This window comes from Pseudoxanthomonas sp. 134C1, assembly GCF_057773065.1.
Map to the genome: position 1 here is coordinate 181,552 of NZ_JBYMTH010000007.1, position 23,305 is coordinate 204,856.

The following is a 23,305-nucleotide window of genomic DNA, read 5'->3' on the forward strand; positions in this document are numbered from 1 at the left end:
ACCGGCGATCCGTCAGGCAATTGTCGGAACCGGCCTGCGCGGCCGCGCCAATGTTGCCTGGCTCACGCCCCGCCGTCGCGGATCAGGCGCGCGTAGAAGAAGCCGTCCATGCCGTCCTCGCCCGGCAGGCGCTGGCGCCCGGCGCCGGAGGCATGGCCGAAACGCGCGTCCAGCGGCTCGGCGCGGGCATCGGGCGTGCGCGCCAGGAAGGCGTCGATCTGGCGTTCGTTCTCGTCCTTGAGGATCGAGCAGGTGGCGTACAACAGCGCGCCGCCCGGGCGCAGGAGGGTCCAGGCCGCATCCAGCAGGCGCGCCTGCAGCGTCCGCAGCGCCACGATGTCTTCCGGCCGCCGATGCAGCAGCACGTCGGGCTGGCGACGGACGATGCCGGTCGCCGAACAGGGCGCGTCCAGCAGGATCGCGTCGAACGGCTGTCCGTCCCACCAGATCGATGGTTCGGCCGCGTCGGCGACCTGCGACTGCGCCCGCACGCCGACCCGGGCGAGCGTGTCGCGCACGCGTTGCAGTCGCCGTCCGTCCACGTCCAGCGCGAGCAGGCGCAATCCGGCATCACGCTCCAGCAGGTGCGCGGCCTTGCCACCCGGCGCGGCGCACGCGTCCAGCACCCGCGCGCCCGGCGCGGGCGCCAGCGCATCCGCCACCAGTTGCGCGGCACCGTCCTGGATCGAAACCTCGCCGGCGGTGAAGCCGGGCAATGCCGCCACCGCGACCGGCGTGTCGACGCGGATCGCGTCGGTGGCCAATGGCGTCGCCAGCGCCGACAGCCCGGGCAACGCCTCATGCAGCCGTTGCAGATACTCGGACACCGGCGTCCGCGCGCGGTTGACCCGCAGCCACAGCGGCGCGGCCTCGGCGCTGGCGGCGAAGATGTCTTCGGCCCGGCCGGCCCAGTCCTCGCGCACGCGCGCGCGCAGCCATTCGGGCCAGGCCAGTTCGGGGACGGCGGCGGGCAGGCCCTCGCGCTGCGCGCGGCGCAGGAGGGCGTTGACCATGCCGGCCTGGTGCGTGCGCTTCAGCACGCGCGCCGCCTCCACGGTCGCCGAAAGCGCCGCGTGCGCCGGCAACTGCAATGCATCGATCTGGGCGAAGCCCACCCACAGCAGCGCGCGCAGTTCGCCGTCGCGGCGCCCCAGCGGTTTCTGCATCCAGCGCCGCAGGGCTTCGTCGTAGCGCACGCGCTGGCGCAACGCGGAGAAACAGATCGCTTCGGTCAGGGCACGGTCGCGCGGATCGTCCAGCCCAGGCAGCGCCGCCGCCAGTTCCGCTTTCAACGAACGGCCGCGATGCGCGACCGCGTCGAGGATCTGCGCGGCCAGCGCACGCACGGCGGCGCCGGTGCCCGGATTCACGCGCTCACCAGATCCCGGCGGGCGTTCAGATAGTCGGCCGCCGTAATCGCCTTGCCGCCTTCACGCTGGACCACCCGCAGACGCAGCGCGCCTTCGCCACAGGCGATGTCCAGGCCCTGCCGACCCGCCGTGAGCAGCGTGCCCGGTTCGCCGCGGCGCGCCAAATCCAGCGCGACCGCGCCATGGATGCGCAGGCGCTCGCCGGCCACGGTCGCCTCGGCCACCGGCCAGGGTTCGAACGCGCGTACCTTGCGCGCCAGCGCATCCGCCGGCTGCGACCAGTCCAGCCGTGCTTCATGCTTTTCCAGTTTGTGCGCGTAGGTGGCGCCGGCTTCGGGCTGCGGCTGCGCCATCGGGCGCATGCCCGCACGCAGCAGGCCCAGACCGTCGGCCAGCACGCGCGCACCAAGTTCGGACAGGCGGTCGTGCAGTTGCCCGCCGGTCTCCTGCTCGCCGATGGGGGTGCGCTGGGACAGCAATACCGGACCAGTGTCCAGCCCGGCTTCCATCTGCATCAGGCAGATGCCGGTTTCCGTGTCGCCGGCCTCGATCGCGCGCTGGATCGGCGCGGCGCCGCGCCAGCGCGGCAGGAGCGAGGCATGCACGTTCCAGCAGCCGAAGCGGGGGATATCCAGCACCGCCTGCGGCAGGATCAGGCCATAGGCCACGACGATCATCAGGTCCGGGGCGAGTTCACGCAGTGCTTCCTGCGAGGATTTCTTCCTCAGCGATTCCGGTTGCAGCACCGGGATGCCGCGCTGGATCGCTTCCAGCTTGACCGGCGAAGGCGTCAGCCCGCGACCACGGCCGGCCGGACGATCCGGCTGGGTATAGACCGCCACCACTTCATTGCGCGCATGCGCGGCGCGCAGACTGGGAACGGCGAACGCCGGCGTGCCGGCAAAAACGATTCTCATGGGAGATGAGTTGTCCGGGGAGGAAGAAAGAGGATGGCGGTCGGCGCGACCCGCAACCTGGCTTTTGCGAATCCCAAATCCCGAATCACCAATCCCGCAACGGTCAGGCCGCAGCCTGGCGACGCTGTTTCGCCAGCTTCTTGCGCACCATCTCGCGCTTGAGCGGCGAGAGGTAATCGACGAACAGCTTGCCGTCCAGATGGTCCATTTCGTGCTGGACGCAGACCGCGAGCAGGCCATCGGCGCGCAGTTCCTGCGCCTGGCCCCGGCGATCGACGAAACGCACGGTGATTTCGTTGGCGCGGGTCACGTCGGCGTAGATGCCCGGGACCGACAGGCAACCTTCCTGGTAGACCTGGTCGCCGGCGCGTTCGACGATCTCCGGGTTGATGAACACCCTGGGTTCGTTCTTCTCTTCGCTGATGTCGATGACCATGAAGCGCTGGTGCACGTCCACCTGGCTGGCCGCCAGGCCGATGCCCGGGGCCTCGTACATGGTCTCGAACATGTCGTCCAGCAACTGCTGGAAGGCCGGCTCGGTCACCCGCTCCGGGTCGACCGGCACCGCCTTGGTGCGGAGCCGGGGATCGGGGAATTCGAGGATGGGAAGCAATGCCATGGTGTGTCCGAGATGGGGGCGCCAGTGGAATCCGGCAAGGCCTCACGGATTCTAACTCGGGCGCTTGCGTTGCGCCGGGTTTTCTGGACTATAGTGCGGACCACCTGTCGGGGAATCAGGTAGATACAGCCATGTTTAAACATTTTCGTACGGTTCTCGCCGTTGCGGCGATCACCGTGGGCAGCTATGCCGCCGCCGCAGAAATGGCGGGGGACCACCCGGACACCTATGTGGTCAAGCGGGGCGACACCCTGTGGGACATTTCCGCCCGCTTCCTGAAGAAGCCGTGGCTGTGGCCCGAGATCTGGCAGGCCAATCCGCAGATCAAGAATCCCCATCTCATCTACCCTGGCGACGTGCTGAGCCTGGCGTATCTGGATCGGGTGGCGGTCCAGGCCGGTCCGCGCCAGGACGCCCCGTTGAACGCGATCCCGCTGGCCGACGTCGAGCCGTTCCTGAAGAACCTGAGCATCACGGACGGCTTCAAGCAGCTGCCGTATGTCGCCGGCCTGGAAGAGAACATGCTGCGCGCCACCGCCGGCCAGAGCGTCTACGTGCTCGGCCTGGATCAGGCCCAGCCGGGCCAGCGCTACGCGGTCGTCCGCCCGGGCCTGCGCTATACCCAGACCCGGGTGAAGTCGAGCGGCGAGTACCTGACCTACAAGGAAGACCTGGATTTCCGCGGTGCCCGGATCAAGGGCGCGCCGGCCGACTGGAACCGCCAGTGGTCCAGTTCCGCGCTGTCCGAGGGCGGCCCGGTCGAGCTGCTGGGCTACGAACTGGAGCAGGTCAACGTCGGCACCATCACCCGTGGCCGCGTGCCCGGCAGCGAAACCGTCACCCTGACCCTGGAAGACAGCGGCAAGGAAGTGCGCGCCGGCGATCGCGTGGTGCCGGTGGAAGCCAAGCCGTATGACCTCCAGTTCTTCCCGCATCCCCCGGCGACCGCCGTCGCCGAGGGCAAGCTGCAGATCATCGCGGTCGCCAACGCGCTGACCTCGGGCGGCCCGCGCGACGTGGTCGCCATCTCCGGCGGCAGCCGCGAGGGCATCGACAACGGCACCGTGCTGTCGGTATGGCGCAAGGGCGACCATGTCACCAACAAGGTGCGCTGGCCCAATTCCTCGCGCATGGACGATTCCCCGCGCAATGGCGCCGGCCGCGTCAGCCTGCCGGACGAGTACGCCGCCCACGTGATGGTTTTCCGCACCTTCGACAAGGTCAGCTACGGCCTGGTGATGGAAGGGGTGAAGGCGGCACGGGTGGGCTACGAACTGAAGCACCCGGACGCGACCTACTGATCGTTCGGACAAACCCTACGCAACATCGCGACGGCGCCCGAGGGCGCCGTCGCCGTCTCCGGACTAGGCTGGCCTCATGTCCCGCCGTGATGACGTCCCCGACGCGCTGCTGCGGCTGGTCCTGGCCGGCGGCGCCACCTCCGCGCGTCGCCGCCTGCTGGAACGCCATGGCACGCCCGAGGCCGCGCTCGCGGCGGGTCCCGGCGGGTGGCGCGCGGCGGGGATGGACGCGGAGCAGGTCAATGCGCTCTCCACCCCGGCGCCGGTACCGCTGGCCGCCGGCCGGGATTGGTTGGCGGCCTCGACGCGCCATCATCTGCTGGGCTGGAACTCTCCGGACTATCCGCCGTTGCTGCGGGAGGGTCCGAATCCGCCCGTGGGGGTGTTCGTCGATGGCGACCCCGCGCTGCTGTGGCGGCCGTCGGTGGCGGTGGTCGGCAGCCGCTCGCCCAGCGCGGGCGGACGCGACAACGCGGCGGCGTTCGCCCGCGCGCTGAGCCGGGCGGGCATCGTGGTGGTCAGCGGCATGGCCGCCGGCATCGACGCCGCCGCGCACGAGGGGGCCCTCGATCAACCGCAAGGCGCGACCATCGCCGTCCTCGGCACCGGTCCGGATCAGGCCTATCCCCGCCGGCACGCCGGCTTGCGCGAACGTATCGCCACCGAAGGCGCGGTGGTCAGTGAACACCCTCCCGGCACAGGCGCCCATCCCAGCCATTTTCCGCGCCGCAACCGCATCATCGCCGGCCTGTCGCTGGCCACCCTGGTGATCGAGGCCGCCGAGCGCTCCGGTGCCCTGATCACCGCCCGCCAGGCGATCGACAGCGGCCGCGACGTATTCGCCGTGCCCGGATCCATCCACAACCCCATGGCGCGCGGCTGCCATCGTCTGATCCGCGACGGCGCCGGCCTGGTCGAACACGCGGCCGAGGTGCTCGACACCCTCGCCCCCCAGCTTTCCGGCCTGGTCCGGACGCTGCGCGGGCAGCTCCGCGAAGCTGAACAGACCCCGCCCGACCGACCGGTTCGCGGCACGCCCGGCGAGCATGCCAACTACCAGAAGTTGTGGGACGCCCTCGGTCACGACCCAACCGGTATGGATCGGTTGGCCGAACGGACCGGATTGACGACCGCCGCCCTGTCCTCCATGCTGCTCGCCATGGAACTGGATGGGCGCGTATCGGTCGAACACGGCCGTTACTGCCGCAAAGACTAGTTTCTTTCCTCCACAGCGCCACCGTGCGCAGGCCGAGGGGCAATGAAAGAGAGCATTCTGGATGTACTGCTGTACCTGTTCGAACATTACTTCACCGAGGACGCGGACCCCGTCCGTGACCGCGACTCTCTCCAGAACGGCCTGATCCAGGCCGGCTTCAGCCCCGCCGAAATCAACAAGGCTTTCGACTGGCTCGATGCGCTCGCCGAACAACGGCCGGGCGCGCCGCAACCGCGCGTGGGCGGGCCGACCCGCATCTTCCACGGCCCGGAGCTGGAAAAGCTGGACGTGGAAGGCCGTGGATTCCTGATGTTCCTGGAACAACACGGCATCCTCGACGCCGATCAGCGCGAACTGGTCCTGGATCGGGCCATGGCGCTGGACCAGGACGAGCTGGATCTGGACGACCTGAAATGGGTCGTGCTGATGGTGCTGTTCAATCAGCCCGGTTCCGAAGCGGCCTACGCGTGGATGGAAACGCAGATGTTCGTCGACGAACCTGAACCGGTACACTGAGCCGATTCCAACCTGCTTTCGGGGGAAAGCATGGCTCAGTGGTATTACGCGGAAGGCCCGGGACGCAACGTCGGGCCAATCACGACGGAAGAACTCGCCGCACGGTTCCGACATGGCCAGGTGTTCCTGGATACCCAGGTCTGGCGCGAAGGCATGACGCAATGGCAGCCGCTGCGCAGCATGGCGGCCGAGCTGGGTCTGGAAAACGCCGCTTCGTCCTCGTTGCCGCCGCCACTGCCTGGCCGGCCGATGCCCGGACCGCCACGCGCCGCATTCGCGACGGCCCCCGCTCCGCGCAAGATGAGTCGCGGAATGATCATCCTGATCGTCTGCCTCGCCGCGATCGTTCCGGTCATCGCGATCATCGGCATCCTGGCGGCCATCGCCCTGCCCGCCTACCACGACTACACCTCGCGCGCGAAGTTGATGGAACCCATCGCCGCCGGCGATGCATTGAAGCCGCTGATCGAGCGCCAGCTCGCCGCGGGGCAGTGCCCCGACAACGAAACCGAGGGGTTCCAGCCGGAAGCCGCCTACGCATCGCAACACGTCGCCGGCATCCTCGTCGGCGAGTTCGATGACGGCACCTGTGGCGTGGAAGTGCGGGTCCGCGGCACGGGCAACGCCAAGATGGACGATCACGCCATCTGGATTTTCTACGATGGCCAGAGCCAGCGCTGGGGATGCACCTCGGACATCGAGGATCGGCTGCTGCCGGTCCGGTGCCGCGGCTGACGCGCGGTCCATCCTTCGACGGATCATCTAGGCGGTAACAAGCGCTTGCGGTAACGTTCGCAGCGCAACGGTTTGGGGAAACCAGCATGTCCACTTGGTATTACGCCGGGGTCGAGCGGCAGCCGCTCGGCCCGTTGTCCACGGATGAACTGAAACAGTATTTCCACAGTGAGCGGATCGCGCTGGACACGCTGGTCTGGCGTGACGGCATGATGCAGTGGCGTCCACTGGCGGATCTCGCCCAGCAGCTCGGCCTGCTGGAAGTACCGCGTCCGGCGCCTTTCGACGCCGCGCCGACCATCGCGTCCGGTCCCGATCTGCCTCCGATGGCGGCATCCGCGCCGTCACCGCCCGCGGCCACGCCTCCCGAAACGGATGACGCGCGCCCGGCCCTCCCCCCCGCTCCGGAACCGGCGCACGAGGCACCAACACCCGCGGGCGGCCGCGCCGTTTTCAACCTGGGCAGCGATCCGTCGCCCACGCCGGTATACGAACGTCCCGAGATCATCCAGCGCATGGCGGCCACGGTTTCCAGCGAATCGACGGTGGCGCGCAACCCCTACTTGGCGGCACGCGCGCCGCTGCAAGCGGAACCATCCTTCGTCGCCAGTCAGGACGTCGTCTATGCGGGGTTCTGGAAGCGTGTGGCCGCGACCATCATCGATGGCTTCATCCTGTCGCTGGTGGTGGGCCTGTGCGGTGAATTGTTCGGCATGATCCTCAGCGATCTCGCCGGCGGCGGCGAACTGGCGACGGCCATCACGACCTCGCTCTGCACCATCGCCCTCAACGCGCTGTACTTCGCCTGGTTCCACTCCACCTTCAACTACGCCACGCCGGGCAAGATGGCGATCGGCATCAAGGTGGTGCGCAGCCACGGCGAGCCGATTTCCTTCCTGCGCGCGTTGGCCCGGTTCTTCGCCACCATCCTGAGTACGCTGACCTTCTGCATCGGCTACCTGATGGCCGCCTTCACCGCGCGCAAGCAGTCCTTGCATGACGTGATATGCGACACCGTGGTGGTGGACAAATGGGCCTATACCACGGAACCGGAGCGCCAGCGCACCGAGCTCGGCGCGGTCGCCATCGTGGTACTCGCGCTGTATGGTCTGATTCTCGTGGCCGGTGTGGTCCTGATCTTCTTCGTCATCGGCCTCGCCGCGACCGCGCAACGGTTCGGCTGAGCAAACAATTGAAACAGCAACAGGAGCGGTACACACAATGAGCAGTTGGTACTTCGCCATCGGCGGGCAGCGCCACGGCCCGATCAGCACGGAAGAACTCGGCGCGCGTTTCCAGCGTGGCGAGGTCCTCCCGGAGACGCTGATCTGGCGCGAAGGCATGGAGCACTGGCGCGCACTGCGCGAGATGGCGTTGGAACTGGATATCGCCATTCCGGCAGCGCCCGCGACCACCTCGGTGGTCAGCGATTCCGCGTCGCCGTATGCGGCGCCGGCCGCGAACATCCCGCTGCAGGCCGCGCCGGTGTTCGGTGGCAACGTGGTGATGGCGGGTTTATGGAAGCGTTTCGCGGCCTCGTTCATCGATGGCATGGTGATGATGGTGGTGACCCTGGTGATGGTCATGGTCGGCGTCATGCTCACCGGCGGAGCGGCCGCGCTGAGTCCGCAGGCGTTCGCCAACGACATGATGCGCGGCACGCTCGGCCTGACCTTCATCCTGGCGATCTATGTCGTGCCCATCATCGTCCAGGCCGGCTACTTCACCTGGATGCATGCCTCCGCCTCGCAGGCGACGCTCGGCAAGCTGGCGGTGGGCATCAAGGTCGCACGGACCGATGGGCAGGCGCTCACCCTGGGCCGCAGCTTCGGGCGCTGGTGCGCGTACTTCTTCCTCAACCTGGTCAGCTGCGGTGTCACCACGCTGGTGTCGGCGTTCACCGTCGGCCTGACCGAACGCAAGCAGAGCCTGCACGACATGATCGCCGACACGCTGGTGGTCGATCGCTGGGCCTTCACCGCCCATCCGGAACGGCAGCGCCGCGAGCTGGGCGCGGTGACCTGGACGATCATCGTGCTGGCGGGCCTGTTCGTGATCGCCTACATCGGCTTCTTCGTGTTCGCGGTCGGCATGGCGGCCATGGCCGGCAGCGGCCAGTGATCGCACGCGCTCGATGAAGCACTGGTACTACGCCGATGAAGCGCGGCAGCCCCAGGGACCGGTGGACGCCGCGACCCTGCGGGATCTGCTGGCCGGCGGCCGGATTTCGCACGCCACGCTGATCTGGCGCGACGGCCTGTCGCAATGGCAGGCCGCGGCCGATTTCGCCGGCGAACTCGAACTGGAAGTCGCGCCACCGCCCGTGGCCGTCCACACCGAATCATGGGACGTGTCCGCGGGCGACGTCGATGCCACTTCGCCGTCATCGGCCGCCGATGCGATCATCGCTCCCGCACTCGCTCCGGGGGCATCCTTCGGCACTTCGCCCTATGCCGCGCCGCAGGCCGCGGTCGAGGTGGCGCCCCATGTGATCCAGGGCGGCGAGATCGTCTATGCCGGTTTCTGGAAGCGCGTGGCGGCCTTCATCATCGACAACTTCCTGCTGGTCATCATCAATGCCGTGGTCGGCATGATCCTGGGGATGGCCATGATCGGGCTGGTGCTGGGCAACAGCAACAACGTCGACTCACCGCTCATGTTCGTCCTGCAGGGTCTCTCCTACCTGGCGCAATTGGGAATCTCGGCGGTCTATTTCGCCTGGTTCCATGCGTCCACCCACCAGGCCACGCCCGGGAAGATGGCGATCGGCATCAAGGTGGTGGATCGGAACGGCGCGACGATCAGCTTCTGGCGTGGAATCGGCCGTTACTTCGCCACCTTCATCAGTACCCTGCTGATCTTGATCGGCTATCTGATGGTGGCGTTCACGGGCCGCAAGCAGGCCCTGCACGACCTGATCTGCGGCACGCTGGTGGTGGACAAGTGGGCCTACACCCACTACCCGGAACGCCAACGGCCCGAACTGGGTACGGTCACCTGGGTCGTCCTGATTCTGGGGGGACTGCTCGCCCTTCTCGGCCTGCTGGCGACGGGCGCGCTGATCGCGGCGCTGGGCGGTGGTTTCGGAAGGTGATGGCCTTCACGGAATCCGTTCAGGGTTGACAGCCGCCCCCCGGGCGTGATTCCACTATTAATAGCGAAACCTGAACGCCCGGGGCCACGGCTCCGGGCGTCGGCTTCTCTGCCGCCCGCTTTTACGCCACCCTTGCCGGCCACGCGCCGCCCCCACCGCCCATCGGAAGGACATGTCCAAGCACCTCCTCATCGTCGAATCACCGGCCAAGGCCAAGACGATCAACAAATACCTCGGCAAGGACTTCCACGTCCTGGCGTCCTATGGTCACGTGCGCGACCTGGTGCCGAAGGAAGGGGCGGTGGATCCGGACAACGGCTTCGCGATGCGCTACGACCTCATCGACAAGAACGAGAAGCACGTCGATGCCATCGCCAAGGCGGCCAAGGTGGCCGAAGACATCTACCTGGCGACCGACCCTGATCGCGAGGGCGAGGCGATCAGCTGGCACATCGCGGAAATCCTGAAGGAGCGCGGCCTGCTCAAGGACAAGCCGCTGCACCGGGTGGTGTTCACCGAAATCACCCCGCGGGCCATCCGCGAGGCCATGAACCAGCCGCGCCAGATCGCCAACGAACTGGTCGACGCCCAGCAGGCGCGCCGCGCGCTGGACTACCTGGTCGGCTTCAACCTGTCGCCGGTGCTGTGGCGCAAAGTCCAGCGTGGCCTGTCCGCCGGCCGCGTGCAGTCGCCCGCGCTGCGCATGATCGTCGAGCGCGAGGAAGAGATCGAAGCCTTCATCGCACGCGAATACTGGTCCATCGAGGCCGAGTGCGCGCACCCGCGCCAGTCCTTCACGGCCAAGCTCACCCGCCTGGACGGGCAGAAGTTCGAGCAGTTCACGGTCACCGACGGTGACACCGCCGAAGCCGCGCGCCTGCGCATCCAGCAGGCCGCGCAGGGTTCGCTGCACGTCACCGACGTGACCAGCAAGGAGCGCAAGCGCCGGCCCGCGCCGCCCTTCACCACCTCCACCCTGCAGCAGGAAGCCGCGCGCAAGCTGGGCTTCACCACCCGCAAGACCATGCAGGTCGCGCAGAAGCTGTATGAAGGCGTGGCGATCGGCGAGGAAGGCACCGTCGGCCTGATCAGCTACATGCGTACCGACTCGGTCAGCCTGTCGATCGAAGCCCTGAACGAGATCCGCGACGTCATCGCCCGCGACTACGGCACCCAGGCGCTGCCCGACAAGCCCAACACCTACCAGACCAAGTCCAAGAACGCCCAGGAAGCGCACGAAGCCGTGCGCCCGACTTCGGCCCTGCGCACCCCGGCCCAGGTCGCCCGCTTCCTCAGCGACGACGAGCGCAAGCTCTACGAGCTGATCTGGAAGCGCGCGGTGGCCTGCCAGATGGTGCCGGCCACCCTCAACACCGTCAGTGTCGACCTGGCCGCCGGCAGCGAGCACAGTTTCCGCGCCAGCGGCACCACCGTGATCGATCCCGGCTTCCTGGCCGTATACGAGGAAGGCAAGGACCAGAAGGGCGCGGAAGACGACGACGAAGGCCGCAAACTGCCGCCAATGAAGCCGGGCGACCGGGTGCCGCTGGATCGCATCCATGCCGACCAGCATTTCACCCAGCCGCCGCCGCGCTTCACCGAAGCGGCGCTGGTCAAGGCGCTGGAGGAGTACGGCATCGGCCGTCCCTCCACCTACGCCTCGATCATCCAGACCCTGCTGTTCCGCAAGTACACCGAGATGGAAGGCCGCGCCTTCAAGCCCACCGACGTGGGCCGCGCGGTGTCCAAGTTCCTCAGTGGCCACTTCACCCGGTACGTGGATTACGACTTCACCGCCCGGCTCGAGGACGAGCTGGACGCCGTCTCGCGCGGCGAGGAGGAATGGGTCCCGCTGATGGAGAAGTTCTGGGGCCCGTTCAAGGAACTGATCGAAGAGAAGAAGGAATCGGTCGATCGCAGCGAGGCCACCGGCGCGCGCGAACTCGGCACCGATCCCAAGTCCGGCAAACCGGTCAGCGTGCGCCTGGGCCGGTTCGGACCCTACGCCCAGATCGGCGACAAGGACACCGACGAGAAACTCGAGTTCGCCTCGCTCCGCCCGGGCCAGTCGATGCACACCATCACCCTGGACGAGGCGATCGAGCTGTTCAAGCTGCCGCGCAAGCTCGGCCAGGACAATGGCGAGGAAGTCAGCGTCGGCATCGGCCGCTTCGGCCCGTTCGCCAAGCGCGGCAGCACCTATGCCTCGCTGAAGAAGGAAGACGATCCGTACACGATCGATCTGGCCCGCGCGGTCTTCCTGATCAACGAAAAGGAAGAAATCGCGCGCAACCGCATCATCAAGGAGTTCGACGGCAGCGACATCCAGGTGCTGAACGGACGCTTCGGCCCGTACATCAGCGATGGCAAGCTCAACGGCAAGATTCCCAAGGATCGCGAACCCGCCTCGCTCACCCTGGCCGAAGTCCAGCAGCTGCTGGAGGAAACCGGCAAGCCGGCCCGTCGTGGTTTCGGTGCCAAGAAGGCGACCGCCAAGAAGGCCGCGGTGAAGAAGGAAACCGCACCGAAGAAGACCGCCACCAAGAAGACGGCGACGAAAAAGACCGCGACCAGGAAAACCGCCACCAAGAAGGCCGCGGCGAAGAAGGCCGCGGTGACGGTCACCGAACCGGCCAAGTCGCTGCTCACTCCGGCCAAGGTGGAGCCGGGCAAGAAGCGCGTCGCCAAGAAGCAGAGCGACGACGCGCCGTTCTGATCCCCGCCGGAAGCCGCGCCCCGGCGGGGCGCGGTGGAAGCGCGCGCACCGTGGCAGAATCGCGCCATGAACGATCCCCTGTCCCTGTCCGCCGCCATCGAATGGCTCCAGCACGGCGGCGTGATCGCCTATCCGACCGAAGCCGTGTGGGGCGTGGGGTGCGACCCGTTCGATGAAACCGCCGTGCGGCGCCTGCTGGCGATCAAGGAGCGTCCGGTCGAGAAGGGACTGATCCTGATCGCCGCCGATCTCGAACAGCTTCGCGCCTGCCTGGATCTGGACGCATTGCCGGTCGAACGCCTCGCCGACGTGCTGGCGAGCTGGCCCGGTCCGAACACTTGGGTGATGCCGGCCAGTCCTCGGGTACCGCGCTGGCTCACCGGCGAACATGACGGCATCGCCGTGCGGGTCACCGCCCATCCCACGGTCATCGCACTGTGCCGCGGGTTTGGCGGCCCCCTGGTTTCCACCAGCGCCAACCTGAGCGGGCAGCCCGCGCCGCTTGACCGCGCCGGACTGGATCCCGCGCTGCTGGAACGCCTGGACGGTGTCAGCGAGGGCGAAACCGGTGGCCTGGAACGCCCTTCGTCCATCCGCGATGCGCGCACCGGCGAGTCGTTCCGACCGTGAACCGGCCGGCGTTGTCGGCGCCCCGCTTCGCGCGCAAGATGCCGGCATGCGTATCGTCCTCGTCGCCTGCCTGTCTTGTTTGTTCTGCGTGACATCGCACGCGGCCGCGCAGGCCGTGACGATCTACCGCTGCATCGGCAAGCAGGGCCAGCTGACCCTGCGCGACTCGCCCTGCGCGCCCGGCGAAACCCAGCAGACCCGCAGCATGCAGCGTCCGCGCGATCCTGCGCCCACGCCGCCGGCGCCGGTCGACAGCCGCCCGGCCACGCCGGCATCACCGGCGGCGCCCGCCGAGCGGGTGGTCTATCGCAACGCGCCGCGCCCGATGTACGAATGCGTCACTCCCGAGGGCGAGCGCTACACCAGCGAGAACGGCGAGGGTCGACTGCGCTTCGTCCCCTACTGGGCAGGCGGCTATCCCTATCCGGTCTGGCCACGTCACTACGGCGGCAGCGTCTCCGGGCACGTCAATCTCGGCAATGGCGGCAGCATTTCGTTCCAGAGCGGGAATCCCACGCCGCATCCCCCGACACCACGTCCGCCCGGACATCCGTCCGGCAACATCGTCGTCCCGGCGGGCGGCGTCTGGATCCGCGACGAATGCCATGAACTTCCGCAGGCGGAAGTCTGCGCGCGGCTGTCCGATCGCCGCTATGACATCCTGCGCCGCTACGGCAGCGCGATGCCCAGCGAGCGCCGCGCGCTGGATCTGGAACAGCGCGGCATCGATGCGCGCATGGCCAACGATTGCAGGAACCCCTGATGCCCTATCGCCTTGCCTGGTTGATGCTGCTGGCGGCGCCCGCCGCCGCGCACGCCGACGAACTGGTGATCTACCGTTGCACCGATGCCGCTGGCGCGCTCACCGTGCAGAACATGCCCTGCCCCAAGGGCAGCCGGCAGCAGGTCAAGCGGATGCAGGCACTGGCGACCGTGCCGATGGCGCCGGCGACGTCCACACCCGCGGCGGCGCCCGCTGCGACGCCGGCCGCGGCGTCCGAAGAAACGTCGGCACCTGCGTCCGCACCCGCGTCGACCGCGACGGCCGAGCGCCTGCCACCTCCCAATCTGTTCCGCTGCACCACCCGCGATGGCGGCGGCTACCTGACCGAGGACAGCGAGCCGGCTTCGCGCTGCGAACCGTTGCAGACCACCGGGCTGGATGGCAATCCGCAGGGTGGCGCGGGCCAGGCCTGCGAAATGGTGCGCGATACCTGCGCGCGGGTTCCCGATGAAGGGCTCTGCGAGGCGTGGAAGAAGTGTCGCGACGAGGCGGAAGTGGCCTGGCGCTTCACCCGCGCGGACACCAGCGAGAAGAACAAGGCCGAATTCGAACGCATGCAGCGCATCCTGGCCGAGAGCGCCTGCGGCGGCTGAAAGCGGTTGGAAATTCCCCTCGCGGGTACTCGTGGCAAGGACTCAACCGCCTCCGTCACCCCTGCTTCGCCAAGCCAGCGGCGGCGGCGCTGGCGTGGATCATGCCGCGGGCCGGATCGCCACGGCCGGCGCGTTGCGCAGCGCCATCAAGGCGCGCCGGATCAATCGCCAGTGGATCAACCACAACACCAGCGCGACCAGGCCCGCCGCAGAACCCAGCAGATTCGGCACCAGCGAGACGATTTGCGCGCCGCACCAGCCCAACCCGGACCATTCGCCAAAGTGGCGCCATCCGCCCAGCGCGCGATTGCGCCGCGCTTCCGCACGCAGGCTGACCGACACGTTGCGGATGATGAAAAAATCCTCGATGAAGTTGTACGGCAGCGCGAACATCCACCACACCGAAGCGGGTGACGCCGCTCGCGCCGCGGGCGAAACCGCTGCCAGCGTGCGCCCGAGATCACGGCAGTAGAAGAACACCGCGATCAGGAACAGTGCCACCGCGACCATCGCGCCCCACAGGCCGAACAGGGCGATTTCACCGAAGATGCCGCGCCCCTGCGGCGCGACCTGGAATGCGTGCCACAGCGCCCAGCCCACGCCTGCCGCCAACACGAGCTTGACCAGCGGCAGCCGTTTCGGTGCGGGAGCGGGATCAGAATCCATAGCGCAGGAATCCACCGTCCACCGCGATGCATTCCCCGGTGACATAGCTCGCCGCCGGCAGGCACAGGAAGCCCACCGCCGCGGCCACTTCCTCCGGTTCGCCAATCCGGCGCATCGGCGTGCGCGCGATCACTTCCTCGTAGTAATCCGCATCCGACAGCGGACCGGATGTCCGGCGTGTGCGGATGTACCAGGGCGCCACCGCGTTCACCCGCACGCCATCCTCGGCCCACTCGGCGGCGAGGTTGCGGGTCATCTGGTGCAGTGCGGCCTTGGTCATGCCGTAAGGCGCGCCGCTGCGCACCGCGGTGATGCCGGACACGCTGCCTACGTTGACGATGGCGGAACTGGCGTGCCGGGTCAGCAGCGGGTGTGCGTAGCGCGACAGTTCAAACGCGGAGAACAGGTTGGTCTCGAAAATCCCGCGCCACTCATCCTCGGTGTAGTCCACCGCGGCCTTGGTGACATTGCCGCCGGCGTTGTTGATCAGCAGGTTGAGGCCATCGGCATGATCTTCCACCCAGTCGAGGATCGCGCGCCGGTCCTCGTCATCGGCCACGTCGGCGGCCATCGTCGCCACTTCGCGTTCGGGGAATTCCTCCCCCAGATCCTCGCGCGCGGCATCCAGCAGATCCTCGTCACGCGCCACCAGCATCACATCCGCACCGAACCCGAGCAGCTCGCGCGCGATCGCCAGGCCGATGCCGGCGCTCGCGCCGGTGATCAATGCGGTCTGCCCGTCCAGTCGCCACCGATGGGATGCCATGCGTCGCTCCGTCAGAATGGGGTTAGCATACCGCCAGCCATTCCGGAGGGGCATCGCATGAAAAGGCGTCCGATCACCTGCCTGCTGCTGTTGCTGCCGCTGTACGCGTGCCGACCCGCGCCACCGCCGACGGAACGCCCGCCGGAGCCGCAGGCCGCGCGCGCCACCGAGCTGCGCGACGCCATCCGGGCACCGCAGGACAAGGCCCGGTCGGTCGAGGAAACCACCCGCAAGGCCGCCGAGGACACCCGCGCCGCCATCGACGCGGCCGAACGGCAGTAGTCCCGCCCCGGGGGCGGGCAACCCGGCAAAAAAAAGCCCTCCTTGCGGAGGGCTTTTTCGTTCTGTCCGGCCGAGACGGAAGCGCCGGCTCAGAAACCGCAGAAGCAATAGGCCAGCGCCTTGACCGGCGTGCCCTGGCGATCCTGCAGGGCTTCTTCCACGAAGCGCAGCTGGGTATCGGCTTCCGGCAGACGCTGCGCCAGCATCGCACGGGCAACGTCGGAATCCTTGAGCCACAGCGCGCCAATCCGCGATCCGGCCATCCGACCCATGAACTGGGCGAACGGCGAAGCGTTCTGCTCGATGTAGCGCACGCGGTACTTGTCGGCGCCGCCCAGCTTGGCCAGCTGCGCGGCATGATCGGTCGCCGCCTGCATGCCACCGAGTTCATCGACCAGGCCGCGCTCCTTCGCCTGCGCGCCGCTCCAGACGCGGCCGCGCGCGACTTCGTCCACCGCTTCGACCGGCTTCTTGCGCGCGTCGGCGACCTTGCCGGTGAAGTCCGCGTAGCCCTTGTTGATGATCGACTGGATCACCTGGCCGACCGCCGGATCCAGCGGACGGGTGATATCGAACGCGCCGGCGAAGCGCGTGGTGCCCACGCCGTCGGTGTGCACGCCGATCTTCTCCAGCGTGCGCGGCACGGTCGGAATCATGCCGAAGATCCCGATCGAACCGGTGATGGTCGACGGATCGGCGTAGATGCGATCGGCGTTCATCGAGATCCAGTAGCCACCGGAGGCGGCCAGATCGCCCATCGATACGACCACCGGCTTGCCGGCAGCCTTCAGCGCGGCCACTTCGCGGCGGATCTGCTCCGACGCGAACACGCCGCCGCCCGGGGAATCCACGCGCAGCACCACCGCCTTCACGTCCTCGTCGTCGCGCGCCTCGCGCAGCAACGCCGAGGTCGATTCGCCGCCAATGCGACCGGCCGGCTGCTCGCCATCGGTGATTTCACCTTCGGCCACCACCACCGCGATCTGCGCGCGCTTGTCCAGCGTGGTCGCGCGCTGCGCGTCCAGGTGGGCCAGATAACCGTCGAGGGTGACCTGGCGGAAACCGGTGTCCGAATCCTCGTCGGCCACGCCGCGTTCGATCAACAGGTTCTCCACGTCCTCGCGGGTCTTCAAGCCGTCCACCAGCTTCTGCTGCAGGGCGAACTTGGCCAGATCGCCGCCGGTGGCGGCGATGCCCTCCGGCAGCGTGTCGATGCCGGCGGCGAGTTGCTGCGGGGTCAGCTTGCGGGCTTTGGCGACGTCGCCCAGGTAGCGCTGCCACACATCGTTCATCCAGAACAGATCGGCTTCCTTGGCTTCCGCCGAGGCGGCGTCCAGCACATAGGGTTCGACCGCGGACTTGAATTCGCCCACCCGGAACACGTGCACGTCCACGCCCAGCTTTTCCTGCAGGGCCTGGCGGAAGTACTGCCGATAGCGACCCAGGCCTTCCAGCAGCAGGCCACCCATCGGATCCAGATAGACCTCGTTGGCCTGCGCGGCCAGCAGGTACTGGTGCTGGCCCAGGTTCTCGCCGAATGCCACGATCTGCTTGCCCGAGGCGCGGAAGCGCTCCAGCGCGGCGGCGACTTCGCGCAGCGAGGCGTAGCCGGTCGGCTGCAGCCGATCGACACGCAGCATCATCCGCTCGATCTTCTTGTCCTCGCGCGCCGCATCAATCGCGCGCACGAGATCGCGCAGCTGGATTTCCTCGGCGTCCTTGTCATTGAGCAGTTTGGCCAGCGCGCGGGTCGCCGGATCGGTGCTGTATTGCTCCACCAGGCGCCCTTCCGGCGCGATCACCAGCGTGGTGCGATCGATGACCGGCTTGACCGCGCTGCTCGAACTGATTCCGGCGAGCAGGATCATGAACATGATCAGGAACAGCAGGAACCCGAAGAACAGCACGTTCAGGAACAGCTTGCGGGCGAAATTCACCACGTTCCAGGCGCCCACGAAGAAAGTGGCGACGGGTCCGCGGATGGGAGGCGGTTGGTTCATGGGGACGGAGACTCCGGTATTCCTGGGGCCAGCTTAACGGTTCGACCCCGGGGGCGGCATGCCCCTTTAGTCACCGTGCGCCAATGTCAGTCAGGGCGCAGCAGCGGCCAGCAGGCGCTGGCTGCTGCGGTTGAAGCGCCAGCCCAGGCTGACCGCGGCGGCGGTGAGGCCCATGATCAGGCCCAGCCACATGCCCTGCGGTCCCCAGCCCAGGCCCAGCCCGAAACCGGCCCCGAGCGGCATGCCCAGGCCCCAGTAGGAGACCATCGCCAGCCACATCGGCGCCCGGGTGTCTTTCAGCCCGCGCAGCGCGCCGGCCGACAGCACCTGGATGCCGTCGGGGAACTGGAACGCCGCGGCATACAGCAGCAAGGTGCCCGCCAGCGCCGCCACCGCCATATCCTGGGTGTACAGGGACACCACCGCGTCATGCCCGAACAGCAGCACCAGCGCCGACATGGCCTGGGTGCACAGAACGATGGCGTAGCCCGCATGGGCCGCCCGACGGACACCTGCCGGGTCGCCGGAGCCCAGCGCATGGCCCACGCGCACGGTGGTGGCTTCGGCGACGCCCATCGGCACCATGAAGCACAGCGCGGCGACGTTGATGGCGATCTGGTGCGCGGCGGCCGACACCGCGCCCAGCCGCGCGATCAGCAGCGCGGTCACGATGAACAGGCTGCCCTCCATCAGCACCGTGATGCCGATCGGCAGGCCGGTGCGGAGCAGTTGTCCGATCGCCTCCCCGCGCGGCGGCTCGAAGTGGCTGAAGAGCTTGAGGTGAGCGAAGCGGCGCGAATGCCACAGATACAGCGCGAAGCAGGTCGCCTGCACCCACATGGTGATCGCCGAAGCCGTGCCCAGGCCGGCCGCGCCCATCTCCGGCAGGCCGAACTTGCCGAAGGTCAGCACGTAACCGAGCGGTGCCAGCACCAGCAGGCCGCCGAATCCCAGCAGCATCGTCGGCAGGGTCCAGTGCATGCCCTCGCTCAGGTAGCGCATGCAGAAATAGAAGGTCAGCGCCGGCACGCCCCAGCGGATCGCATGCAGGAAACCGGTCGCGCCGGGAATGATGTCGGGGGCGATGCCGAACGCGCCCAGCGCATAGGGCGCCACGGTCAGGAAGCCGAACATCAGCACGCCCAGACCCAGCGACAGCCACAGCGCCTGGCGGAACAGCGGTCCGATCTCGTCGCGGCGATTGGCGCCGTCCAGCTGCGAGACCGAAGCGGTGAGCGAGATGAGCGTGCCGATCGGCACCATCATCGGCAGCCACAGCAGGGCGGTGCCGACCGTGACCGAGGCCAGGGTCTGGGTGCTGTGGTGTCCGGCGATGACATTGTCGACGAAGCCGATGAGACCGGTGGAGACATGGCCCAGCACCAGCGGCAGGGCAAGTTTCGCGGAAGCGCGGACCTCATCGCCGAAACGCGGCGAATGGGAGACGATGGAAGACATGGGGAGACCGCCGGACTACGGTCGCGCGGTCGCGCGCTGGCACCGGGTCACGGGAGGCCGGTATCTTACCCGCTCGCGCCAGGGGAAGCACAACCGCAGATGAGCAGCCAGACCGACGTACTGCCGCACGACCATGCGCCCGCCGGGTGCGAGAACTGCGCCACGCCATTGCAGGGCGAGTTCTGCCATCACTGCGGTCAGTCCTCGCACAATCCGTTGCGCCATGCCGGACACGCGATCGAGGAAGTCTTCGAGTCGTTCTGGCACCTGGACGGGCGCATCTTCCGCACCCTGCGCACGCTGTGCTCGCCGGGCCGCCTGGCCAACGCCTACCTGGCCGGCCATCGCGCACCCTACGTCGCGCCGCTGCGGCTGTTCGTCATCGTCAGCGTGCTGACGTTCTTCATCGCCCAGTTCGCCGTGCATATCGGCGAGCCCTCGTCCGAAGCCGTGGTGAAGGGCAATTTCGAGGAGGCGACGACCGTCGCCGAAGTGGAGCGCCAGCGCGACGATGCCATCCGCGGCCTGATCGAAGGCAAGGCGGCGGTCGGCAACATCCCGGGCGCCAGCGTCGGTTTCGATCGCAGCATCAAGGCGCTGCGCAAACAGGCGCGGGAGCGCATCGCCCAACTGGATCCGAAGCACCCGTCGCTGCAGCAGCCCCTGGAATCCACCGGCCCGATCGCCGGGGCGGCGCCGGAGGCCGCCGAAGCGCCGTCCCCCCTTCCGCCTGACAGCACGCTCACACCCGGGTCCTCCGCCTCGTCCGCAACCGCGGACAGGACCGGGGACGCGCAGGCCGAACCCGAGGGATTCCTCAACCGCTGGCTGAAGAAGAAGGCGCAGCGCGCGGAAGAAAACTGGGTGCGCTTCCAGAAGGATCCGGAGCTGTTCAAGAACGCCGGCCTCAAAGCCATTCCCACCGCGCTGTTCTTCATGGTTCCCGTCTTCGCGGTGTTCCTCAAGATTGCCTACCTGGGTTCGGGTCGGCTGTACCTGGAGCACCTGGTCGTCGCCCTGTACAGCCATGCATGGCTGTGCCTGGCGCTGCTCGGCATCTTCCTGCTGATGGCGCTGGACGAATGGATCACGCCGCACGCCGCATGGTTCACCAGCATCACCGGGCTGCTGCAGTTCGTGCTCTGGTGGTGGATGCCGATCTACCTGCTGCTGATGCAGAAGCGGGTCTATGGCCAGGCGTGGTGGCTGACCGTGCTGAAGTATCTGGCTGTCGGCATGGTCTATCTGTTTCTGGTGAGCTTCGCGGCGATGTTCGTCCTCTTCACCAGCTTCATCAACGCATGACCATCATCTACGAGGTCGATCTCGCCATCGGTCCGGATATCGCCGAAACGCATGCGCGCTGGCTGGACACGCATGTGCGCGAGATGCTGGGCTTCGCGGGGTTCCTGGAAGCGGAAATCCTGGACGGACTGGAGCCACCCGCCGAACCCGGATGGGTATCGCGCTGCGTTCGCTACCGCTTGGCCGATCGCGCCGCGCTCGATGCCTATCTGCGCGATCACGCGCCGCACATGCGCGCAGAAGGCATCGCCCGCTTCGGTGATCAGGTTCGCGCCAGCCGGCGGATTCTCGCGAGCGCGGCGCGCTACTGAGCCACGCCGTTCCGCCGGCTACTGGCTGCGCCGCTGGTGCAGCCAATCGCCCCGGCGCGCAGGCTCCACTTTCAGCAAGGCCTGCCGGAACGCGGCGCGCTCCTGCGGTGGAATGCGCTGCGCCAGCGCCGCGAGATCATCGCGCTGTTTCGCATCCGATTGCCGCAAGAAGGCAAGCAGCATCGCGCGTTCGTCCGCGGGCACATAGGCGAACAACGGCTGCAGGCGCGGCCAGTCCGCTCCCAGTTCGGGACCCAACTCCCAGCCATGCTGCTGCGAGACATCCTGCTGGCCGTACAGCGTGCGCAGGCGTGCCTGCTCTTCCGGCGGCAGGGCGGCGAACGCCTGCGCGGCGGCGCGCAGTTGCACGCGCTGGCTTTCTTCCAGCGCGCGCCAGGACTGATACAGGCTTCGTTGGCGCATCCGTTCCGTCGACGCCAACGCATCCCAGGCACGCGCACGCGCGGCAACCTGCGCACGCTGTGGTTCGGAAAGCGCGGACCAGCGCGCGCGACTGTCCGCCAGCAGGGTTTCCACCCCGGACGGCAGGGCGCGGGCCCACCAGGCCGCACAGACGGCGAACACGGCCAGGACCAGCGCCAGGCATTCAGAACGTCGCGTCACGGCCTTCCTCCCCGGTGGCCGCCGCGTCGGCGGATGCGGCGGTGGCCGGGTCCGCCGGCGACGGCTGGCTGCGACCCGCCAGGTACCAGGCCAGGAAGGCCGCGTCGCCCGACAGTGATTCGCTTTCCGGATCCAGCAGCAGATCCAGATCCGGATGCAGCGGCAGCGCGTCCTCCGCCACCACCGCGACCGCCGGCGGGTCGGCAGGCCCCAGGGCTTCGCTGCGGATGTCCGGCTCTTCGGCCAGGCTCAGTCCTGCCTCTTCCACCTGCTCCAGCGAACCACCCATCCGCCCGAGCCATCCGGGCGGGGCCAGGAACGTCGCCGCCAGTCCACCCGCGCAGACCAGCACGATGGCCACCACTCCCCAGCGCCGCCAGCGCCCCGGGACGGCCCGAGGACGCGGCGCGCGTTCGCTCGATACCGGCGCGGGTTTGCCGCGCGCCGCGCGCGGGGGTGTTGGTTCCGGCTGCAGCGCACGCTCGCGCAGGCGTGCCAGCCGCGCCATCCGATCCGGTGGCAGGTCCCGCATCTGCTGCTGGATCGCGTCGGCCAGCGCCCGCCAGCCGACGGCGTCGGGCTGGCCCGCGGCATCCTGCGGACAGGCCGCGGCCAGCGCCGCCCGATAGTGCGTCAGGTCGATTCCCAGGACCTCGACCGCTTCATCCTCCGGCAGCCCGGCCGCCAAACGGCTCAGGAGCGCCCGCCGGTCATCCGGTGCAAGCGTTCCCAGATGGGCCACCGATACCGGCCAGCGCGCGGCGGCCGGGGAGCGGTGCAGCGCCGGCGATGCCATCAGCCGCTGCCAGAAACTCCGCGGCCAGTCCGCCATCGGCAGGCCGGGCGCCTGCTCCGAGAAGGCCCGCATCGCGGTCGCCAGGGCGACATCGCCATGTTCCGCATCGCCACACTGCAATTGCGCGAACAGGGCGCCGCGGCGCTCGACGCCGCGCAGGAAAGCGGTCAGGGCAGGCGGCGCCGGGGGCGCGGACGGCGACGGATCAGTCATGGAAGCGCGGGCTCATCGGCACGAATCATAGCGGTCGCAAAGGTGATTCCCAGCGCTTGACACTGCTTGGAATCCTGCTCTCCCAAGTGGCACAAGGCTTTCGCCGATTTACGTTGTGCACAGCGGTCACGCGGCTGTCACGATCGTTCCGGCCCGGGTGGCCCGCCGTCACATTTCAGCTTGGTTTCACAATTAACCATTTGATTTTAAATAAAAATATTGTTTTGGCGTTTTTTTCACCAACCACCACGCGAGGCCCGAAAATGGGTCATCGGCGCGTGGAGCAATGGCGACATGCACAGATTTATCCACAACTTTTGTGGATAAACCGGAATCTCTTTTGCTCACCTGCACTTGCGTGATCTTCGTCATTTTTTTGACAGATTGATCCCG

General features: G+C 67.9%; 24 protein-coding genes. 14 read left to right on the forward strand and 10 right to left on the reverse strand.

Going from position 1 to position 23,305, the window contains the following annotated elements; translation table 11 throughout:
- Positions 1 to 62: 62 nt before the first annotated feature.
- From rsmB to def, 3 genes are all read right to left on the reverse strand, one after another.
- Positions 63 to 1,370 (reverse strand): 16S rRNA (cytosine(967)-C(5))-methyltransferase RsmB, encoded by a 1,308-nt coding sequence (rsmB, locus tag AC3DEZ_RS14350; RefSeq protein WP_488388821.1) that lies wholly within the window; start codon positions 1,368 to 1,370, stop codon positions 63 to 65.
- Positions 1,367 to 2,287 (reverse strand): methionyl-tRNA formyltransferase, encoded by a 921-nt coding sequence (gene fmt, locus AC3DEZ_RS14355; RefSeq protein WP_488388822.1) that lies wholly within the window; start codon positions 2,285 to 2,287, stop codon positions 1,367 to 1,369. The genes rsmB and fmt overlap by 4 nt, the downstream gene beginning before the upstream one ends.
- 103 nt (positions 2,288 to 2,390) lie before the next feature.
- A complete protein-coding gene (def, locus tag AC3DEZ_RS14360) occupies positions 2,391 to 2,906 on the reverse strand; it encodes a peptide deformylase (protein WP_488388823.1) in 516 nt (171 codons plus the stop codon).
- 131 nt (positions 2,907 to 3,037) lie between these two features.
- Here def and AC3DEZ_RS14365 point away from each other — a divergent pair, with 131 nt between their 5' ends.
- From AC3DEZ_RS14365 to AC3DEZ_RS14415, 11 genes are all read left to right on the forward strand, one after another.
- Positions 3,038 to 4,207 carry a LysM peptidoglycan-binding domain-containing protein gene (locus AC3DEZ_RS14365; protein WP_488388824.1) on the forward strand — a complete coding sequence of 390 codons (1,170 nt, stop codon included), beginning with the start codon at positions 3,038 to 3,040 and terminating at the stop codon, positions 4,205 to 4,207.
- A 76-nt stretch (positions 4,208 to 4,283) separates the two neighbouring features.
- Positions 4,284 to 5,423: a DNA-processing protein DprA gene (dprA, locus tag AC3DEZ_RS14370; protein WP_488388825.1), complete on the forward strand. Its 1,140-nt coding sequence runs from the start codon at positions 4,284 to 4,286 to the stop codon at positions 5,421 to 5,423.
- A gap of 42 nt (positions 5,424 to 5,465) precedes the next feature.
- Positions 5,466 to 5,939 (forward strand): DUF494 family protein, encoded by a 474-nt coding sequence (locus AC3DEZ_RS14375; protein ID WP_447103767.1) that lies wholly within the window; start codon positions 5,466 to 5,468, stop codon positions 5,937 to 5,939.
- A gap of 30 nt (positions 5,940 to 5,969) precedes the next feature.
- Positions 5,970 to 6,674 (forward strand): GYF domain-containing protein, encoded by a 705-nt coding sequence (locus AC3DEZ_RS14380; RefSeq protein ID WP_488388826.1) that lies wholly within the window; start codon positions 5,970 to 5,972, stop codon positions 6,672 to 6,674.
- Between the two features lie 86 nt (positions 6,675 to 6,760).
- Positions 6,761 to 7,858 carry an RDD family protein gene (locus AC3DEZ_RS14385; protein WP_488388827.1) on the forward strand — a complete coding sequence of 366 codons (1,098 nt, stop codon included), beginning with the start codon at positions 6,761 to 6,763 and terminating at the stop codon, positions 7,856 to 7,858.
- A gap of 37 nt (positions 7,859 to 7,895) precedes the next feature.
- On the forward strand, positions 7,896 to 8,795 hold the full coding sequence (locus tag AC3DEZ_RS14390) for an RDD family protein (RefSeq protein WP_488388828.1): 900 nt from the start codon (positions 7,896 to 7,898) through the stop codon (positions 8,793 to 8,795).
- A gap of 13 nt (positions 8,796 to 8,808) precedes the next feature.
- Entirely contained in the window at positions 8,809 to 9,768 is a 960-nt protein-coding gene (locus AC3DEZ_RS14395; RefSeq protein ID WP_488388829.1) for an RDD family protein, read from the forward strand.
- A 172-nt stretch (positions 9,769 to 9,940) separates the two neighbouring features.
- A complete protein-coding gene (locus AC3DEZ_RS14400) occupies positions 9,941 to 12,484 on the forward strand; it encodes a DNA topoisomerase I (RefSeq protein WP_488388830.1) in 2,544 nt (847 codons plus the stop codon).
- Positions 12,485 to 12,550: 66 nt separating this feature from the next.
- Positions 12,551 to 13,114, forward strand: coding sequence for an L-threonylcarbamoyladenylate synthase type 1 TsaC (gene tsaC / locus AC3DEZ_RS14405; protein WP_488388831.1), 564 nt, complete (start codon positions 12,551 to 12,553; stop codon positions 13,112 to 13,114).
- Positions 13,115 to 13,160: 46 nt separating this feature from the next.
- Positions 13,161 to 13,877: a DUF4124 domain-containing protein gene (locus AC3DEZ_RS14410; protein WP_488388832.1), complete on the forward strand. Its 717-nt coding sequence runs from the start codon at positions 13,161 to 13,163 to the stop codon at positions 13,875 to 13,877.
- Positions 13,877 to 14,491, forward strand: coding sequence for a DUF4124 domain-containing protein (locus tag AC3DEZ_RS14415; protein ID WP_488388833.1), 615 nt, complete (start codon positions 13,877 to 13,879; stop codon positions 14,489 to 14,491). The genes AC3DEZ_RS14410 and AC3DEZ_RS14415 overlap by 1 nt, the downstream gene beginning before the upstream one ends.
- Positions 14,492 to 14,590: 99 nt before the next feature.
- On the opposite strand, the gene AC3DEZ_RS14420 is transcribed toward AC3DEZ_RS14415, so the two are convergent.
- Both AC3DEZ_RS14420 and AC3DEZ_RS14425 read right to left on the reverse strand, forming a co-directional pair.
- On the reverse strand, positions 14,591 to 15,157 hold the full coding sequence (locus AC3DEZ_RS14420; protein WP_488388834.1) for a hypothetical protein: 567 nt from the start codon (positions 15,155 to 15,157) through the stop codon (positions 14,591 to 14,593).
- Positions 15,147 to 15,923, reverse strand: coding sequence for an SDR family oxidoreductase (locus AC3DEZ_RS14425; protein ID WP_488388835.1), 777 nt, complete (start codon positions 15,921 to 15,923; stop codon positions 15,147 to 15,149). The genes AC3DEZ_RS14420 and AC3DEZ_RS14425 overlap by 11 nt, the downstream gene beginning before the upstream one ends.
- A 57-nt stretch (positions 15,924 to 15,980) precedes the next feature.
- On the opposite strand from AC3DEZ_RS14425, the gene AC3DEZ_RS14430 reads away from it, so the two are divergent.
- Positions 15,981 to 16,205: a hypothetical protein gene (locus AC3DEZ_RS14430; RefSeq protein WP_447103778.1), complete on the forward strand. Its 225-nt coding sequence runs from the start codon at positions 15,981 to 15,983 to the stop codon at positions 16,203 to 16,205.
- An 89-nt stretch (positions 16,206 to 16,294) separates the two neighbouring features.
- Here AC3DEZ_RS14430 and sppA read toward each other — a convergent pair whose 3' ends face one another.
- Positions 16,295 to 18,205, reverse strand: coding sequence for a signal peptide peptidase SppA (gene sppA, locus AC3DEZ_RS14435; RefSeq protein WP_488388836.1), 1,911 nt, complete (start codon positions 18,203 to 18,205; stop codon positions 16,295 to 16,297).
- 90 nt (positions 18,206 to 18,295) lie between these two features.
- Entirely contained in the window at positions 18,296 to 19,663 is a 1,368-nt protein-coding gene (locus AC3DEZ_RS14440) for an MATE family efflux transporter (protein ID WP_488388837.1), read from the reverse strand.
- 99 nt (positions 19,664 to 19,762) lie between these two features.
- Here AC3DEZ_RS14440 and AC3DEZ_RS14445 point away from each other — a divergent pair, with 99 nt between their 5' ends.
- Together AC3DEZ_RS14445 and AC3DEZ_RS14450 are read left to right on the forward strand one after the other, a co-directional pair.
- Positions 19,763 to 20,968 (forward strand): DUF3667 domain-containing protein, encoded by a 1,206-nt coding sequence (locus tag AC3DEZ_RS14445; RefSeq protein WP_488388838.1) that lies wholly within the window; start codon positions 19,763 to 19,765, stop codon positions 20,966 to 20,968.
- Positions 20,965 to 21,279, forward strand: a complete 315-nt coding sequence (locus AC3DEZ_RS14450) for a DUF4286 family protein (protein ID WP_488388839.1) — start codon at positions 20,965 to 20,967, stop codon at positions 21,277 to 21,279. The genes AC3DEZ_RS14445 and AC3DEZ_RS14450 overlap by 4 nt, the downstream gene beginning before the upstream one ends.
- Positions 21,280 to 21,297: 18 nt before the next feature.
- Here the strand turns inward: AC3DEZ_RS14450 and AC3DEZ_RS14455 are convergent, their stop codons facing one another.
- The 3 genes from AC3DEZ_RS14455 to AC3DEZ_RS14465 all read right to left on the reverse strand — a co-directional run bounded on the left by AC3DEZ_RS14455 (position 21,298) and on the right by AC3DEZ_RS14465 (position 23,284).
- Entirely contained in the window at positions 21,298 to 21,903 is a 606-nt protein-coding gene (locus AC3DEZ_RS14455; RefSeq protein WP_488388840.1) for a DUF3106 domain-containing protein, read from the reverse strand.
- On the reverse strand, positions 21,887 to 22,912 hold the full coding sequence (locus AC3DEZ_RS14460) for a hypothetical protein (protein WP_488388841.1): 1,026 nt from the start codon (positions 22,910 to 22,912) through the stop codon (positions 21,887 to 21,889). The genes AC3DEZ_RS14455 and AC3DEZ_RS14460 overlap by 17 nt, the downstream gene beginning before the upstream one ends.
- A 192-nt stretch (positions 22,913 to 23,104) precedes the next feature.
- A complete protein-coding gene (locus AC3DEZ_RS14465; protein WP_488388842.1) occupies positions 23,105 to 23,284 on the reverse strand; it encodes a hypothetical protein in 180 nt (59 codons plus the stop codon).
- Positions 23,285 to 23,305: the final 21 nt, after the last annotated feature.

What these genes read in the sequence shown, in the direction of transcription:
- AC3DEZ_RS14365 (WP_488388824.1), top strand. Translation starts at nt 3,038, where the DNA reads ATGTTTAAACATTTTCGTACGGTTCTCGCCGTTGCGGCGATCACCGTG.
- AC3DEZ_RS14425 (WP_488388835.1), bottom strand. Translation starts at nt 15,923, where the DNA reads ATGGCATCCCATCGGTGGCGACTGGACGGGCAGACCGCATTGATCACC.
- AC3DEZ_RS14375 (WP_447103767.1), top strand. Translation starts at nt 5,466, where the DNA reads ATGAAAGAGAGCATTCTGGATGTACTGCTGTACCTGTTCGAACATTAC.
- AC3DEZ_RS14465 (WP_488388842.1), bottom strand. Translation starts at nt 23,284, where the DNA reads ATGACGAAGATCACGCAAGTGCAGGTGAGCAAAAGAGATTCCGGTTTA.
- AC3DEZ_RS14420 (WP_488388834.1), bottom strand. Translation starts at nt 15,157, where the DNA reads ATGGATTCTGATCCCGCTCCCGCACCGAAACGGCTGCCGCTGGTCAAG.
- AC3DEZ_RS14395 (WP_488388829.1), top strand. Translation starts at nt 8,809, where the DNA reads ATGAAGCACTGGTACTACGCCGATGAAGCGCGGCAGCCCCAGGGACCG.
- AC3DEZ_RS14400 (WP_488388830.1), top strand. Translation starts at nt 9,941, where the DNA reads ATGTCCAAGCACCTCCTCATCGTCGAATCACCGGCCAAGGCCAAGACG.
- AC3DEZ_RS14390 (WP_488388828.1), top strand. Translation starts at nt 7,896, where the DNA reads ATGAGCAGTTGGTACTTCGCCATCGGCGGGCAGCGCCACGGCCCGATC.
- dprA (WP_488388825.1), top strand. Translation starts at nt 4,284, where the DNA reads ATGTCCCGCCGTGATGACGTCCCCGACGCGCTGCTGCGGCTGGTCCTG.
- fmt (WP_488388822.1), bottom strand. Translation starts at nt 2,287, where the DNA reads ATGAGAATCGTTTTTGCCGGCACGCCGGCGTTCGCCGTTCCCAGTCTG.
- AC3DEZ_RS14385 (WP_488388827.1), top strand. Translation starts at nt 6,761, where the DNA reads ATGTCCACTTGGTATTACGCCGGGGTCGAGCGGCAGCCGCTCGGCCCG.
- AC3DEZ_RS14460 (WP_488388841.1), bottom strand. Translation starts at nt 22,912, where the DNA reads ATGACTGATCCGTCGCCGTCCGCGCCCCCGGCGCCGCCTGCCCTGACC.
- AC3DEZ_RS14450 (WP_488388839.1), top strand. Translation starts at nt 20,965, where the DNA reads ATGACCATCATCTACGAGGTCGATCTCGCCATCGGTCCGGATATCGCC.
- AC3DEZ_RS14410 (WP_488388832.1), top strand. Translation starts at nt 13,161, where the DNA reads ATGCGTATCGTCCTCGTCGCCTGCCTGTCTTGTTTGTTCTGCGTGACA.
- sppA (WP_488388836.1), bottom strand. Translation starts at nt 18,205, where the DNA reads ATGAACCAACCGCCTCCCATCCGCGGACCCGTCGCCACTTTCTTCGTG.
- def (WP_488388823.1), bottom strand. Translation starts at nt 2,906, where the DNA reads ATGGCATTGCTTCCCATCCTCGAATTCCCCGATCCCCGGCTCCGCACC.
- AC3DEZ_RS14415 (WP_488388833.1), top strand. Translation starts at nt 13,877, where the DNA reads ATGCCCTATCGCCTTGCCTGGTTGATGCTGCTGGCGGCGCCCGCCGCC.
- AC3DEZ_RS14440 (WP_488388837.1), bottom strand. Translation starts at nt 19,663, where the DNA reads ATGTCTTCCATCGTCTCCCATTCGCCGCGTTTCGGCGATGAGGTCCGC.
- AC3DEZ_RS14445 (WP_488388838.1), top strand. Translation starts at nt 19,763, where the DNA reads ATGAGCAGCCAGACCGACGTACTGCCGCACGACCATGCGCCCGCCGGG.
- AC3DEZ_RS14430 (WP_447103778.1), top strand. Translation starts at nt 15,981, where the DNA reads ATGAAAAGGCGTCCGATCACCTGCCTGCTGCTGTTGCTGCCGCTGTAC.
- AC3DEZ_RS14380 (WP_488388826.1), top strand. Translation starts at nt 5,970, where the DNA reads ATGGCTCAGTGGTATTACGCGGAAGGCCCGGGACGCAACGTCGGGCCA.
- tsaC (WP_488388831.1), top strand. Translation starts at nt 12,551, where the DNA reads ATGAACGATCCCCTGTCCCTGTCCGCCGCCATCGAATGGCTCCAGCAC.